This is a genomic window from Kibdelosporangium persicum (genome assembly GCF_013280595.1).
GTDB lineage: Bacteria > Actinomycetota > Actinomycetes > Mycobacteriales > Pseudonocardiaceae > Kibdelosporangium > Kibdelosporangium persicum.
In genome coordinates, this window is the sequence record NZ_JAAATY010000015.1 from 111,562 (window position 1) to 127,960 (window position 16,399).

The following is a 16,399-nucleotide window of genomic DNA, read 5'->3' on the forward strand; positions in this document are numbered from 1 at the left end:
CATTGTGACGGGCATGCCGGACAGGAGGCGAGCAATGGCCCGAACATTTTCGTTGCGACGAAGTTAACCCGCTGAAACGGTTGTAAACGGTCCGGAAACGCCCCGCCGGGGTGGCGCTCCGGTTGTTCACCACTGGTTTCCTTTCACATCCCTTGCCCTGTAGGTGTGGAGAAGGAATCACCTTGAGCGCATTTTCCTGTCGTGACCTGGTCATCGGTGTGAGCCCGCTCGGTGTGCCCAACGCCGCGCTCGTCGTCGCCGTCGAGCGAGCGGGTGGCCTGGGCGTGCTCGACCTCGGCCGCGATCGTGCGCGGGCGTTGGCCGAGCTGGCTGCCGTGCGGCGCAGGCTGGGCGGGCCGTTCGGCGCCCGGCTGGCGTCCGACTGTCCACTGAGGCCGGACGAACTGCCGGATGATATCGACGTAATCCTTACGCCGCAGCTCCTTCCCCGTAACGGCCGAAGACTGCTCGTCGAAGTGACGTCGGTCGACGAAGCCCGCGCCGCGGTACGGCATGGTGCGGACGGGCTGGTCGCCCGCGGTTGCGAGTCGGGCGTACGCGTCGGCGAACCGACCACCTTCGTGCTCCTGCAGCGGCTGCTCGCCGAGTTCGGTGTCCCTGTCTGGGCGGCGGGCGGAATCGGTCCGAACACCGCCGCGGCGGCCGTCGCCGGCGGCGCGCGCGGTGTCGTTCTGGACAGCCAGCTCGCGCTCGTCACCGAAGTCCGTGATTGTCTCGATGTCGAGGTCGTGGCCGCGATTGAGGCGATGGACGGCGCGGACACCACTATTGTCGACGGCCGCAGAGTGCTGACCCTTCCCGGCGCCGGTTATCCCATCCCGATCGGTCAAGACGGCGCTCTGGCGAACGGATTGCGCCAATTGGGCGGAACGGCGGGTGGCGTCGTGCAAGCAATTCACAAAACTGTGAAGCGCAATCTGGAATCGGCCTTCCGGAATCCCGCGATCCGCCAGGGCGGGCGTTTCTGTGAGCGCGCCGGCGGGCCGCGCTACCCGCTCGCGCAAGGCCCGATGACGCGCGTGAGCGACCAGCCGGCCTTCGCCGAAGCGGTCGCCGCGGCAGGAGGGCTGCCCTTCCTCGCCCTTGCCCTGATGAACGGCGAGCAGACCAGGCAGCTGTTGGCCCGGACGGCCGCACTTCTCAGCGGCCGTCCGTGGGGTGTCGGGATTCTCGGCTTCGCCGAGCCTGAGCTCAGGCAGGCCCAGCTGGCGGAGGTGCTGGCGGTCAGACCGCCGTACGCGATCGTCGCGGGCGGCAACCCGGCGCAGGCGCGCACGCTGGAGGACGCGGGTATCGAGGCGTTCCTGCACGTGCCGTCACCCGCTCTGCTGCGCAACTTCCTCGACGACGGCGCGCGCAAGTTCGTCTTCGAAGGCTGGGAATGCGGCGGCCACACCGGCCCGCGCTCCAGCTTCACCCTCTGGGAACAGCAGATCTCCGTGCTGTCCGGCAGGGCCTCGCTGGCGGGCGTCAGCGTGCTGTTCGCGGGCGGCATCCACGACGAACGCTCGGCCGCGATGGTCTCGGCGATGGCCGCGCCCCTGGTCGACAAGGGTGCGGCTGTCGGCGTCCTGATGGGCACGGCCTACCTGTTCACCCGAGAGGCCGTCGAGCACGGCGCGATCACGCCGGTGTTCCAGCAGGTCGCGCTGGAGTGCGCACGGACCGCGCTGCTGGAGACCTCGCCGGGGCACAGTGTCCGGTGCGCCCAGTCGTCCTTTGTGGACATGTTCGAGGCGGCGAAGGCCGAGCTGGCCGGCGCGCCCCGGCAGGACGCCTGGCAGCAGCTGGAACAGCTCAACCTCGGCAGGCTGCGGATCGCCAGCCGCGCGGTCAAGCGGGACGGGCCGGATCTCGTCGCGGTCGGCGAGGACGAGCAACGCCGGACCGGGATGTTCATGATCGGCCAGGTGGCGACCCTGCGGTCCGAGCTGACCGATCTCGCCACCCTGCACGAGCAGGTCACGAGGACCGAGTTCCTCCAGGCCCGGTACGCCGAACTGGCCGAAGAGCCCGAGCCGCCGGCGGCGGAGCCGCTCGACATCGCGATCGTCGGGATGGCCGCGATGCTGCCCGGCGCCGGTGACGTGGCCGAGTACTGGACCAACATCGTCGCGGGGGTCGACGCGATCACCGAAGTTCCGGCCGACCGGTGGGACACCGGGCTGTACCAGGACGCCACGCCGTCGCGGTGGGGCGGGTTCCTCGACCCGGTGCCGTTCGACGCGCTCGCGTACGGCATCCCGCCCGCGTCGCTGACGTCGATCGAGCCCGCGCAACTGCTTGCTCTGGAAGCGGCCGCCCGGGCACTGACCGACGCCGGTTACCGGACCAGGGAGTTCGACCGGGACCGCACTTCGGTGATCTTCGGAGCCGAAGCCGGTGCGGACCTTGCCAACGCGTACACCGTCCGGTCCGCGCTGCCCGCGTTGTACGGCAGCACACCGGAAGGCCTTGACGACTACCTGCCCAAGCTGACCGAGGACTCGTTTCCCGGCGTGCTGGGCAACGTGATCGCGGGCCGGATCGCCAACCGGCTCGACCTCGGCGGCGCCAACTACACGGTCGACGCGGCCTGCGCCTCCAGCCTGGCCGCGCTCGACGTGGCGTGCAAGGAGCTCAAGGCGGGGACCAGCGACATGGTGCTGTGCGGTGCGGTGGACCTGCACAACAGCGCGCACGACTACCTGATGTTCGCCTCGGTGCAGGCCCTGTCGCCCAGCGGCCGGTGCGCCACCTTCGACTCGGCGGCCGACGGGATCGCCCTGGGCGAAGGCGTGGCGTGTGTCGTGCTCAAGCGCTTGGCCGACGCCGAACGCGATGGCGACCGGATCTACGCCGTGGTCAAGGGAATCGGGGCGTCGAGCGACGGCAAGTCCTTGGGGCTGACGGCCCCGCGTGCCGACGGTCAACGTCGTGCGCTGCAACGGGCCTACGGTTCGGCGGGCGTGTCGGCGAAGGAAGTCGGGCTCGTCGAAGCACACGGCACGGGCACGGTCGTCGGTGACCGGACCGAACTGGCCGCCTTGACGGAGATGTTCACCGAGGCCGGGGCGGACCCGGGCAGTTGCACGATCGGATCGGTCAAATCCCAGATCGGGCACACCAAGTGCACAGCGGGCCTGGCCGGGCTGATCAAGGCCGCCACCGCGGTGCACACCGGCATCCGGCCGGGCACCCTGCACGTCACCAAGCCCAATCCGTACTGGAAACCGGAGACCAGCCCGTTCGCCTTCGGCCACCGCACCTGGTCGGCCCCTGCCGAACGGCGCACGGCCGGGATCAGCGCCTTCGGCTTCGGCGGAACCAACTTCCACACCGTGATCACCGGTTACGGCGGCGCCGACGAGCCACGGCACGGCCTGCGGGACTGGCCCGCGGAACTGTTCGTGTTCCGTGGCGCGGACCAGGCCGCCGTCCAACGCGTAGCCGACCGGGTCGCCCGGCTGGTGCGGGCGAACGACGCCGCCGGGCGGCCGTTCTCCCTGCGGGACATGGCGATGACTGCGGCCGGCATGTCGCCCGGACAGCCGGTCCAGGCCACGGCCGTGGTGGAGGATCTCGAACACCTGCCGGACGTCCTGGCCGATGTCCGGGCCTGGCGGGCATCCCCGGCAGTCCGGCTGCGCGACAGCGGCGACGTTCCGAAGATCGCTTTCCTGTACCCGGGCCAGGGCAGCCAGCGGCCCGGCATGGTGCTCGACCTGTTCACCGCGTTCCCCCGGCTCCAGGAGACCTTGCGGCTCGCGGGCGGACGCTACGAGGACGTCATGTTCCCGCCCGCGGCCACGACGCCCGAAGAGGCTGACCGGCACCGTGCCGCGATCACCGACACGACCGTGGCCCAGCCGACACTGGGCATCGCGGGCCTCGCCGTGACGGAACTGCTGGCGTGGCACGGCATCCGGCCGGACATGGCGGGCGGGCACAGCTACGGCGAGCTCGTCGCGCTGACCGCGGCCGGTGTCTTCGAGCCCGGGCAACTGCTGGAACTCAGCGAGGCACGCGCCAAGGCGATCGTGCGGGCCGTCGGCGACGATCCCGGCGCGATGGCCGCGGTCACCGGTTCGATCGACCAGATCCGCGGGATCGTCCCGGACGACGTCGTGGTGGCCAACCACAATTCGCCGACCCAGGCCGTGATCTCCGGTGGCACGCGGGCGATCGCCGAGGCCGTGCGGATACTCGCCGAGGCAGGGCTTTCGGCGCGGACGATCCCGGTCGCCGCGGCGTTCCACAGTCCGCTCGTCGCGCGGGCCGAACAGCACTTCGCGGAAGTTCTCGCCTCGCAGGAGGTCCGCGAGGCGACCATCCCCGTGTGGTCCAATGTGGATGCCCTGCCGTACGGGGACGTCCGGGCGACCCTGGCTCGCCAGGTCGCCGCCGAGGTCAGGTTCGTCGACCAGATCGAGGCCATGTACGCGGCCGGTGCCCGGGTGTTCGTCGAGGCCGGACCGGGCGGCGTGCTCACCGGCCTGGTCCGCAAGATCCTCGGCGACCGGCCGTACACCGCCGTGGCGTGCGACGCGCCGGGCCACCACGGCATCAGGACCTTCCTGAACACGCTGGCCGAACTGGCCGTGGCCGGGGTGCCGGTGGACGTGGCCCCGCTTTTCACCGGACGGGCCCACCGGGTCCGGCCGGAGGACATCCCGGCTCGCCCCCAGTGGTTCGTTGATGGAGGACTCGTGCGTGACGCCCACGGCAAGGCCCTGACCGGTGGCCTGCGCCCGGCCACCGAGGCGCCCCGGCTGAGTGCGCCCGCCGGACTGAACCGGGACGCGATCGTCAAGGAATTCCTCGACGGCATGCGGGAAGCAGTGGCCGCGCAACGTGACGTGCTGCTCGGCTATCTCGGAACCACCCCGGCCACCCCGGCGCCCGCCGCGCGGACGGCCGTCGTCCCGGAAGCGGTGACACCCGCGCCGGTGCGGGAACCCGAGAAGACCGTGGACGTCGCCGCCGTGGACGTCGGCACGGTGGTGCTGGAGACGATCAGCGCCCGCACCGGCTATCCGCCCGAGATGCTCGAACCAGGGCTGGATCTCGAAGCGGACCTGTCCATCGACTCGATCAAGCGGACCGAGATCATCGGGGAACTCGCGAGCGCGCTCGGCGTGACCGGCGACGGGTCGGCCGTCGAGGCACTGACCGGGATCAAGACCATCGAGGGCATCGTCAGCTGGTTCGGGCAACGGGAGACGGCCGCCGCGCCCGTTCCACGGCAGCACGAGGTGGTCGTCGAAGGCGGCCGTCCGGTCCGCCAGGTGCCCACGGTGGTCACTCTGGACGCCTGCCCAGAGCCGACGTCGCTGACAGGGCGACGAATCCTGATCGTGGACGACGGCGGTGACGTGGGGCTGGAGCTGACCGACCGGATCGAGCGGCTCGGCGGCACGGCCCGCACCGTCGACCAGATATCCACTGTGGACGCCGACTACGTCCTCTACCTGAGCGCGCTCCGGTCGACCGGTGAGCCCACGTTGCCCGAGGCCTACGAGGAGCTCCGGACGTGCCTGACGGCCGGGATCAAGGGTCTCATCGTGGCGACCGCGGGCGGCGGGACCTTCGGGCACGGCGCCGCCGAGGACGACCACGAACCGCTCGACCTGGGCATGCACGGTCTGATCAGGACGGCCGCCCTGGAGTACCCGGACCTGCGCGTCCGCGCGGTCGACGTGAGCCCGAAGGAAAGCCACCGGCTGATCGCGGCGTCACTGCTGGCCGAACTGACCACAGTGGACGGACCGGCGGTGGTCGGGCACGCGTCCGGCGAGCGTTACGCCATCGAACTGCGCACCGCCGAGCTGGACGGGGACGGACAGCCGGACCTGGATCAGGACAGCGTCGTGGTGCTGACCGGCGGTGCCAGGGGCATCACGGCCCTCGCGGCGATCGAGCTGGCCGAGCGGACCGGGTGCCGGATCGAGCTGATCGGCCGGACCGCGCCGCCGAAAGGCCCGGAGGACCCGCGTACCGCCACGGCCACCAGCGAAGCGGAACTCCGCCGGGCCCTCATCGAGACCGGCCTGAAAGACCGCGACGAGATCGCCGTGCGGGCGCGCAGGATCCTGGCCGAAAGAGAAATCCGGCAGACCATGGACGCGCTGCGGTCGTCCGCGGCGTCCGTCCGCTACCACGCGTGTGACGTCCAGGACGTCGACGCAGTCCACGCGGTGCTCAACGACATCGTCGCGAGATTCGGCCGGATCGACGGTGTGGTGCACGGCGCGGGCGTGCTGGACGACAAGCTGATGGCCGACAAGACCCCCGAGGGTTTCGCGCGGGTCTACCACACCAAGGTCGGCGGCGCGCGGGCGTTGGCGAAAGCGCTGCGGCACAACCCGAAGTTCGTGGTGATGTTCGGCAGCATCAGCGGTGTGCTCGGCAACCGCGGGCAGGCGGACTACGCCGCGGCCAACGACACGCTCGACCGGATCGCCCGGTTCTGGGCCGGCCAGACCGGCGCTCGCGTGGTGAGCGTCGACTGGGGGCCGTGGGCGGGCAGCGGGATGGCCGCGGACCTGGCCGAGGAGTACGCCCGCCGTGGCATCCGGTTGATCGATCCGCGTGCGGGCGTCGAGGCCTTGCTGCGGGAGATCGCCGTCGGTGACGCGGTCCAGGTGGTCTACCAATGCGGCCGGTAGACGTCGCGATCGTCGGCATGGGGGCGTTGTTCCCCGGTGCCGGTGACGTGCCGGCGTTCTGGCACAACATCGTCGGCTCGGTCGACGCGATCGGCACGATCCCGGCACAGCGCTGGGACCCGGACGTCTACTACGACCCGGCAGGCACTCCGGCGAGCGACCGGTTCTACTGCCGTCGCGGTGGTTTCCTGGACGAGCAGGCGACGTTCGACCCGGCCGGGTTCGGCATCATGCCGTCCACAGTGGACGCCGCCGAGCCTGACCAACTGCTTGCTCTGGGCGTGGCGGCGGAGGCGATCGCCGACGCCGGGGGCGAGCAGGCCCTGCCGGACCGGGCGAAGGTCGGCGTCGTGGTCGGCCGCGGCGGGTACCTCACCCCCGGCTGCGCCCGGCTTGACCAGCGTGTCCAGATCGGGCAGCTGATCTCGGCCGTCAAGGACCTGATGCCCGGCGTCGACACCGCCGCACTGCGCGATGCCCTGCGCGATGCCCTGCGCGAACGCCTCGGGCCCGACCAGCCGGAGGCGTCCATCGGCCTGGTGCCGAACCTGGCCGCGTCCCGGATCGCCAACCGGTTCGACCTGCTCGGCCCGGCGTACACAGTGGACGCCGCGTGCGCGTCGGGCCTCGTCGCGGTCGAGCACGCGGTCCGGGAGCTCGTCTCCGGCCGGTGCGACGCGATGCTGGCCGGTGCCGTGCACGTCTCGCATCACCCGACCTTGTGGAGCGTGTTCACGCAACTGCGGGCGCTGAGCCCGACGGAGCAGATCCGGCCCTTCGACCGTGACGCCGACGGCACCTTGCTGTCCGAAGGCGTCGGCATGGTTCTGCTCAAACGAGCCCAGGACGCCGTGGCCGACGGCGATCGGATCTACGCCGTGATCCGCGGTGCCGGCACGGCGAGCGACGGCCGAGCCACCAGCATGATGACGCCGAACCCGGACGGCCAGCTGCTGGCGGTGCGACGGGCCTGGCAGGAAGCCGGACTGCGGCCCGGCGACGGCCTCGGCCTGATCGAGGCGCACGGCACCGCGACCCCGGCCGGTGACGCCGCCGAACTGGCGACGGTGATCAAGGCCTTCGGCGCGGCCGGTGCCCAGGTCGGGATCGGCACGGTCAAGTCGATGATCGGCCACGCGATGCCCGCGGCCGGGATGGCCGGGCTGATCAAGGCCGCGCTCGCGGTGCACCACGCGACCCTGCCGCCCACGCTGCACATCGACGACCCGCATCCCGCCTTGGCCGGCACCAGGTTCGCACCCGTGCTGCGGCCGGGCACATGGGAAGGCGTTCGCCGCGCCGGCGTGAACGCGTTCGGCTTCGGCGGCATCAACGCCCACGTCGTCCTCGAACAGGCGGACGATTCCGCCGCCGTGCAGGCGAACCTGTTGGCGCCCGTGTTGTTGCTGGCGGCGGACTCACCGGAGGAACTCGAACGGGACCTGCTGGCCGACGACGCCGATCTGCTCAGCCGTGCGGCCCGGCGGACGCGGCCGGAGGACAAGCCGTGCCGGTTGGCGATCTGGCAGCCGGACGCGCGCAGGCTCAAGCTGGCCCGGCAAGTCGTCGCCCGGGGCAAGAAGTGGACCGGCAGGCACGACATCTGGTTCTCACCAACGCCGTTGCTGACCCGGCGCGACCAGATCGCGTTCCTGTTCCCGGGATTCGAACAACGCGGCACAGCCGAGCTCGCGGGCGAGCAGTCCGTGGTCGAGCACGCGCTGGCGTTGCTCGGCGCGGGCCGGCGCCAGGCGCACAAGCTGCGGGCGGCCGGGATCGTGCCCAGTGTGATGGCCGGGCACAGCATGGGGGAGTGGACCGCGATGATCGTCGCGGGCATCTACCCGACGATCGACGAGTTCGTGGAATCCCTGCGTCCCGGCATGGTCGCGGTCGCCGACGTCGTGTACGCCGCGCTCGGCTGTTCGGCCGGGAAAGCGCAGGAAGTGCTGGACGAACTGGCCGTCGACGTGGTCGTCAGCCACGACAACTGCCCGCACCAGTCGGTCATCTGCGGGCCCGCGAACGACCTGGCCAAGGCGATGGAAAGGCTGACCGGCAACGGTGTCCTCGCGCAGGTCATGCCGTTTCGCACCGGCTTCCACACGCCTGCGCTCGCCCCGCACCTGGAGGCCGCGCGGGCGACAGTCCACGCGCTCGCCGTGCATTCGCCGTCGATCCCGGTCTGGTCCGCGACCTCGTTGGCACCCATGCCGGACGACCCCGCCGCGATCCGTGAACTGGTGCTGAGGCACCTCGTCGAACCGGTCCGGTTCCGGCCTTTGCTGCGACGCCTGCACGATCACGGCATCCGTGCCTTCGTCCAGGTCGGCCCGGGCAGTCTGCCGGGGTTCGTCGAGGACACCCTCAGCGGCGAGGAGTTCGTGGCCGTCGCCGGTGATTCCGAACACCGGGCCGCGGCCGCGCTGTGGGCGTTCGGGCACGACCGCGGCTCGAAAGGACGGCGGCTTTCCCTTGGCCTGACGCCGTTGCGGCTCGACCCGATCACCGTGGACCAACCGGCACTTGTGGACACCACCACGCCCGTGGGAGCCGCGCTCAGCGCGGTCCTGGCCGAGACCACGGCGGTCGCACGGGAAGTGGCGAACGCCCTCACAGCCCCCCAACCCACCGAGGTCGAACTGACCCGGGTGTTCTCGTTGCGGACCATGCCGCACCTGATCGACCACTCGGTGTTCCCCCAGCCCGAAGGTTGGCACGATCCCTCCGACGGGTTCCCGATCGTGCCGATCACCGGCCTGGTCGAGGTGATCAAGGACGCCACCCGTGCCGTGGTCCCCAGCGGTGCGCTGACCGCCGTCGAGTCGGTCAAGGCGATGCGGTGGCTGGAAGTCGAACCCGCCCAGGAAGTCCGGATCACGGCCGGACCGGACGGTGACCGGGTCCGCGTCCGTGTCGGTGACTTCGCCGAAGGCCTCGTCCGGTTCGATGCCGCGTACCCGAAGCCCGAGGACCGCACGTACCCGCCGTTGCGGGCACCTCGGCCGGCACCGGTGAAAGCCAGTGAGCTTTACGACGCGGGCTGGATGTTCCACGGCCCCCGGTTCGCCGGGGTCAGCGAGATCACCACCTTGGCGGAGAACGGGATCACCGGTGTGCTGACCGTGCTGCCCGCGCCGGGCGCGTTGCTCGACTGCGCCGGTCAGCTGATCGGCCACTGGATGCAGGTCAGCAGGAACGTCGACCAGACGGTGCTGCCCACGGGGATCGGCGCCGTCCGGTACTACGGCCCGGACCCCGAGCCGGGAACACGGATCGCCTGCCACGCCTGGATTCGGGAGGTCACCGCCGAGTTCATGCGCGCGGATGCCGAACTGCGCACCGAGGACGGCGGGCTGTGGTGCCGGATCGACGGCTGGACCACCCGCCGGTTCACCACCGACGACCGGATCTGGCAGGTCAAGCTCCGCCCCGGGCACAACACACTGGCCGAGCCGCAGGACGGTGGCTGGGTGCTGGTGACCGAGAAGTGGGCCGACGACAGCGCCGCTCGCGAGCTCATGGCGCGCCGGTACCTCACAGCCGACGAGCGAGCCGGCTACAACCTGCTGGACCTGCGCACCAGGCGCCAGTGGCTGCTGCGCCGGATCGCGGCCAAGGACGCGGTCCGGCGCTGGCTGTGGAACCGGGGCGCCGGTGCGATCTTCCCGGCCGAGCTGACCGTGGCCGACAACGGCACAGAGGTCCAGGTCCGTGGCGCGTTCGCCACGCCCAGGGTGTCGGTCGCGCACTGCGCCGATCCCGGCAAGCCGTCCGCCCCGGGATGCGCCGTGGCGGTCGCCGGCGAGGCCGACGTCGTGATCGGCATCAGACCCGGTGCCACGGCCCCGCCCGGAGCCACCGTCGTCACGGACCAGGGAACGTCCTATGTGGTCGAAGTGAAGCGGACAGGAGTGCGGCATGTCTGAGTCAAGTGTGCTCGACGAGGTGGTCAGGCTGATCGCCGAGGTGGTCGGCGAGGATGTGCTGCTGGGCATGGAGATCACGCCGGAGACCACGTTCAGCGACGATCTCGGCCTGGAGAGCATCGAGTTCGTGGCGCTGGCCGACCGGCTGCGCGAGCGGTACGGCGCTCAGGTCGACCTCGTCGCGTTCCTGGGCGACATGGACATCGACGAGATCATGGCCATGACCGTCGGCCAGCTCGTCGACCACATCCAGTCCCAGCCCGCGGCCCATGGCTGACGTCACCGCCCGCGGCCTGCGGTTCCACGTCCAGCAGCTGGGTTCGGAGAACACCGGGCCCACGGTGGTGTTCGTGCACGGCCTGGTGATGGACAACCTGTCCAGCTTCTACTACACCCTCGCGGCACCGTTGGCGCGCAACGGAATCCGGACGATCCTGTTCGACCTGCGTGGCCACGGCTTGTCCGCCCGCCCGGAGACCGGCTACACACCGCAGGACAGCGCACTGGACCTGCTGGCGATCCTCGACGAACTGGGTGTCGAGGAACCGGTCTACTTGCTGGGCAACAGCTACGGCGGCGTGGTCGCGATGCACGCGGCACTCAAGGCCGCGCACCGGGTGGCCGGTGTCGTGCTGGTGGAGGCCGCGTGCGCGGGCCAGTCCGGTGAGCTCTGGGTCGAGGACATCGTCAACACGTTGAGCGTGGCCGCGCTCGGCCTGGAGTTCGACCGGACCGGTGAGCAACTGCTGAAGCTCGGCCAGCGCAAGGTGGCCAAGCTCGCCGGCAACGCGGACGCCCTGCTGAACCGGACCTCGTTGATCGACGACCTCGTCTCGGGCGCGCTGCTGTCCGAATCGGACCTCCGGCAGGTCGCCTGCCCGGTGCTGGGCGTGTTCGGCGCCGAATCGGAACTCGCCGGGGCGGCGAAGGACCTGGACCGGCTGGTGCCCGGCTGCGAGACACACGTGATCCCCGGGCTCGGGCACACGGTGCTGCGCGAGGCGACCGGGGAGCTGATCAAACGAGTGCTCGCCTGGCTGGACGCGGTCCGATGAGGTTCCTGTTCGTGGTGCCGCCGCTGACCGGCCACATCAACCCGACCGTCGGCGTGGGCGAGGAGTTGCGCAGGCGGGGGCACGACGTGGCCTGGGTCGGGCATCCGGCCACGCTCGAAGCCCTGCTGCCGGAGCAAGCCACGGTCTTCCCGGCGTTGGACGACCGGCTTGAGGCGGACATCCGGCGGGCCCGGCTGCGCTGGCTCGAACTCAAAGGCTTCGCGGTGCTGAAGTTCCTGTGGGAGGAGTTCCTGATCCCGCTGGCACACGCGATGATCCCGGGCGTCCAGGACGCGGTGAAGGAGTACCAGCCGGACGTGCTGATCGCCGACCAGCAAGCGCTTGCCGGGCCGGTGGTCGCCCGTGAGCTGGGCATCCCGTGGGTGACGAGCGCGAGCACCCCGGCCGAGCTGATCCGTCCACTGAGGACCATACCGAAGGTCGAACAGTGGGTGCTCGGCCAGCTGCGTTCCCTGTCCGATGTGGATCCCAGGTTCTCCGAGATCCTGGTGCTGGTGTTCAGTTCGCCCGCCCTGGTCGGAGGTTGCTTCCCGCCGAACCACGTCTTCACCGGCCCGGTTCTGGAACACCGGCCGGAACGCGGTGACTTCCCGTGGGACTGGCTGGCCGAGGGGACGCGGAAAGTCCTGGTGTCCCTGGGAACGTTGAACGGACCGGCCGGGCGGCGGTTCTTCGGCGAAGTCGCCCATGCGGTCACGGACATGCCGGACGTGCAGGTGGTGATGGTGGCGCCACCACTCGACGCACCGCCGAACGTCCTTGTGGTGGACCGGGTCCCGCAGTTGGCCCTGATGAAGCACATGGACGCGGTGGTCTCGCACGGCGGCCACAACACCGTGTGCGAGACGCTGGGGCACGGGCTTCCGTTGGTCGTCGCCCCGATCCGCGACGACCAGCCGATCATCGCCGAGCAGGTCGTCTCGGCAGGCGCCGGGGTGCGCCTGAAGTACCAGCGAGTGCGGGCACCGGAGATCCGCACCGCGTTGCGGAACGTGTTGCAGGACCCGGTGTACGCGGTCAACGCGCGCCGGATCCAGGAGTCCTTCCGGCTCGGCGGCGGTGCCCGCACCGCGGCTGATCATCTCGAGGCGGTGGTGGCATGATCGCGTGGATCCTGTTCGGCCTGGTAGTGGCCTGCCTGGTGGTGGACACCCTGCGCCTGCGTGGCAGGGCGAGCGGGTTGCGGGTGCTGCCCGAGGCAGCCGGGGACTCCGAGGACTTCCAGTCCTTCCCGGCGCGGTTGCCCGAAGACGTGCGGCAGTCCGCCGTCGAGTTCGCCAGGGCCGAGGATCTCGGGCTGGTCGACCTGATCCCGGCGAACCTGCCGACCATCGCCGCGCTCGACCTGCTCAACCAGGTCGAGCCCAAGACCTACCGCGGTGACCGCTGGGTGCGGGGGATCAGCGCGGGCGAGGCGATCGTCTTCAGCAGCAAGGCCGTGGACAAGCTGGGCATCAGGCAACCGGCCGATCCCACGGAGTTCGTCACCGTCGCCCGGCGGGTCAAGGACCGGGAAGGCGTGTACGTCGACCTGGCCGTCGCGCCGACCCTGCCGTCAGGGCCCTATGACCTGTCGAAGCGTGCCGCGCGGCTGCGCAAACTCGGCAAGCGACCGGCGTTGTCGACCTCCGCGTCGGTGATCGGATACCTCGCGGTGCTGGGTGTCACCTTGTGGACATGGCCATGGGGTTTGATCGCGGCCGGACTCTACAGCCTCCAGCCGGTGCTGGCGTTCGCCGGAACACCCCTGCGGCCCAAGGATCTCTGGCTGACGTCCGTGCTGCGTGCGGTCTACCAGCCGTACCTCTGGGTCCGGACACTGGGCGGACGGTGGCGCACTGCGGCGGAAATCCAGCAGGAGCAGGAGATGCTGGCGTCGGTGCCGTCCTATCAGGAGGAGATCGACCGCGGCGTCGACCGGTTCTTCGAGCCGCGCCGGGAGAGTTGCCCGACATGCGGCTCGGCGGACCTGGAGCAGCTGGTCCGTGCGGTGGACCTGGTGCAGCGCAAGCCCGGTGAGTTCCGGATGGACCGGTGTGTCTCCTGTGGACACGTCTTCCAGAACCCGAGGCTGTCCACGGCCGGACTCGACTTCTACTACCGTGACTTCTACGACGGCCACGGCGCCGGCGCGGCCGAAGCCGTGTTCGCGGGCAAACCGGACCCGTACTACGACCGGGCCAGGATGGTCCAGCCGTTCACCACACCACGGAACTGGCTGGACGTCGGCTCCGGGCACGCGCACTTCTGCCTCGGTGCCAAGGAGATCCTGCCGGACACCCGCTTCGACGGCCTGGACCAGGGAGCGTCCATTGAGGACGCCGTCACGCTGGGCCGCGTCACGGCGGCCTACCGAGGGAACTTCAAGGACTTCGCCGACCAGCTGCGCGGCCGCTACGACGTGATCAGCATGCACCACTACCTCGAACACGTCCGTGACCCGTGGGACGAGCTGGACATCGCCGCGGACACGTTGCCCGACGGCGGCTACCTGCTGATCGAGGTGCCCGACCCGGAATGGCGGCTCGGCAGGCTGTTCGGCAAGTACTGGATGCCGTGGTTCCAGCCGCAGCACCAGCACATGCTGCCGATCGCCAACCTGAAGCAGGCGCTGGCCGAGCGCGGCCTGCGGCCGGTCGCCGAAGAACGCGGCAAAGCCCATCTCTGCAACGACTTCGTGCTCTCCAGCTACCTGTTCCTGGCCAGTATCGCGCCTCGCTCACCGGCTCCGTGGCGCCCGGCCGAGCCCAGGCTCAAGGCGCTGCGCAGCGCGCTCGTGTGGTCGGTCGGCATCCCGTGGCTGGTCGTGGCGGGGCTGCTGGACAAGACCGTGAACCAGGCCATCGCCCGGCGGACCGACCGCGGCAACGCGTACCGCGTGCTGGCCCGCAAGGAGAGCACATGATCGACCTCGCCGACCGGCCGGACGTCGCCCCGGAACTTCGTCTCGTCCCGCACGCGTTCCGGGAGGCGTACGGCCGTTCGGCCGAAGGTGTCTGGTACGCGCCGGGCGTGGTGAGCCTGATGCCTGGCCTGGCCGTGTGCGGCCGCTGGGGCGCGATCGTCGCGGCGGGGCGGCGGGATGACGGGGTCGTGGAGCTGGCGTCCATCAACAAGCCCGCTGAGCCCGTTGTCCTTCCCGCGCGGGACATCCCCGCGTGGGCGAGGCCGGTGGTCCAGGTGGCCGAACGGTTGCGGCCGGCCGGAGTCACCCTGCTGTGCAGTGTGGACCTGCCCGCGGGTGCCGGGTTGTCGTCGCAGACCGCGTTGGCCTGTGCGGCGGCCTTGGCGCTACGAGACCTCTGCGAGCCGGACATGCCGCTCGACCATCTGGTCGACGTCCTCGTGCGATCGCAGCCGCGATCCCGTGTGGAGGCCGCATTCGCGGGATATCAGGTGGGTCTCGACATCGGCGACACCAGGCTGCTCGTCGTCGATACCAGGCTGCGACGCGACACGCCGGTACGGCTGACCGGCTTCCCCGGGCGCGGGCACGAGTCGATCGAGCAGCTGGGACGGGCTTTGACGGATTTCCACCGTGCGCAGGACGCCGAGGACGAACAGGACATCGCGGTGCGGGCCGCGCTGGACGGCGGTGCGCTCGGCGCAACGATGCTGGTGGACGACCCCGGACGGCCCGTTGCCGCGCTCGTCGCCCCGGATCGTGTCGCGAAAGTCCGCGCCCATGTGTCCGATGCCTTCCGCCGCAAGGAGCGCACCGCGCCCAGGTATCTGACCATCCGGCCGTCCGCCGGAGCCCGCCGGATCACCGGATAAATTTCCGTATGCCACTCGTGGCGTTACGTGAACCCGTAATGTAGGAGGCGATCGGCGGCGGACAGACGGGACCAGGCGGATGACTCGGGGTGATGAATCGTCGGACGTCCGCGACACGCCTGTCCGGATCGACACGACGAGAGCCAGTGTCACCCGGGTCTACGACGCCCTGCTCGGCGGCAAGGACAACTTCCAGGCCGACCGGGACGTGCGGGCACGGTTCCTGGAACTGGACCCCGACTTCACCCGGGCGGTGCTGGACCGGCGCGAGTTCATGATGCGCGTCACGCGCTACCTCGCCGGCGAAGTCGGCATCGCCCAGTTCCTCGACCTCGGCGCGACGCTGCCCGAGGCGGAGAACACCCACGAGATCGCGCAGCGCCTCAACCGCGAGTCCGCCATGGTGTACGTGTCGCTTGATCACGGCGTGCTGGCCCACGGGCGTGCGCTGCTGGCCGACAACGACCGCACGCACATGGTCGAGGCCGATTTCCGCAAGCCACGTCAGGTGATCGAGCATCCGACCGTCGCCAAGCACCTGGACTTCGGCCAGCCGATGGCGGTCTTCCACGTCGGCACCATGCAGCACGTGCGTCCCGAGCGTGATCCGGCCGGGATCATCGCCGCCTACATCGACGCCCTGGCGCCCGGTTCGTACCTGGTCTACGGGCACCTGCTCGACCCGGGACCGGACCACGAACTGGCCGAACTGGCCAAGGGGGTGCGGGACGTGTACCTCGAAGCCGGTGTCGGTCTGTGGGTGCGGACCCGCGCGGAGATCGAAGGCCACCTGTCCGGGCTCGACTTGCTGCCACCCGGTCTGGTCAGGCTCGCCGACTGGTGGCCGGACGGTCCGCGGCTGCACCCGCTGGGCCCTACCCAGCAGATCGCGCTCGGCGCGGTGGGCCGCAAGCCCTGATGTCACAACCGTGAGGCCTGTCCCGTCCTA

8 protein-coding genes are annotated in these 16,399 nt (G+C 70.4%); all 8 read left to right on the forward strand.

Annotated features, from left to right (window positions below):
• Positions 1-182: 182 nt before the first annotated feature.
• The 8 genes from GC106_RS25595 to GC106_RS25630 all read left to right on the forward strand — a co-directional run bounded on the left by GC106_RS25595 (position 183) and on the right by GC106_RS25630 (position 16,369).
• On the forward strand, positions 183-6,668 hold the full coding sequence (locus GC106_RS25595) for a type I polyketide synthase (protein ID WP_217280942.1): 6,486 nt from the start codon (positions 183-185) through the stop codon (positions 6,666-6,668).
• Positions 6,656-10,597 (forward strand): beta-ketoacyl synthase N-terminal-like domain-containing protein, encoded by a 3,942-nt coding sequence (locus GC106_RS25600; RefSeq protein WP_173135731.1) that lies wholly within the window; start codon positions 6,656-6,658, stop codon positions 10,595-10,597. Before GC106_RS25595 ends, GC106_RS25600 begins: the two co-directional genes overlap by 13 nt.
• Positions 10,590-10,874, forward strand: a complete 285-nt coding sequence (locus GC106_RS25605; protein ID WP_173135734.1) for an acyl carrier protein — start codon at positions 10,590-10,592, stop codon at positions 10,872-10,874. The genes GC106_RS25600 and GC106_RS25605 overlap by 8 nt, the downstream gene beginning before the upstream one ends.
• Positions 10,867-11,652, forward strand: coding sequence for an alpha/beta fold hydrolase (locus GC106_RS25610; protein ID WP_173135737.1), 786 nt, complete (start codon positions 10,867-10,869; stop codon positions 11,650-11,652). The genes GC106_RS25605 and GC106_RS25610 overlap by 8 nt, the downstream gene beginning before the upstream one ends.
• Positions 11,649-12,776 carry a glycosyltransferase gene (locus GC106_RS25615; RefSeq protein WP_173135740.1) on the forward strand — a complete coding sequence of 376 codons (1,128 nt, stop codon included), beginning with the start codon at positions 11,649-11,651 and terminating at the stop codon, positions 12,774-12,776. Before GC106_RS25610 ends, GC106_RS25615 begins: the two co-directional genes overlap by 4 nt.
• Positions 12,773-14,578, forward strand: coding sequence for a methyltransferase domain-containing protein (locus tag GC106_RS25620; protein WP_173135743.1), 1,806 nt, complete (start codon positions 12,773-12,775; stop codon positions 14,576-14,578). The genes GC106_RS25615 and GC106_RS25620 overlap by 4 nt, the downstream gene beginning before the upstream one ends.
• Positions 14,575-15,450 carry a GHMP family kinase ATP-binding protein gene (locus tag GC106_RS25625; protein ID WP_173135746.1) on the forward strand — a complete coding sequence of 292 codons (876 nt, stop codon included), beginning with the start codon at positions 14,575-14,577 and terminating at the stop codon, positions 15,448-15,450. The genes GC106_RS25620 and GC106_RS25625 overlap by 4 nt, the downstream gene beginning before the upstream one ends.
• Before the next feature lie 79 nt (positions 15,451-15,529).
• Positions 15,530-16,369: an SAM-dependent methyltransferase gene (locus GC106_RS25630; RefSeq protein ID WP_173135749.1), complete on the forward strand. Its 840-nt coding sequence runs from the start codon at positions 15,530-15,532 to the stop codon at positions 16,367-16,369.
• Positions 16,370-16,399: the final 30 nt, after the last annotated feature.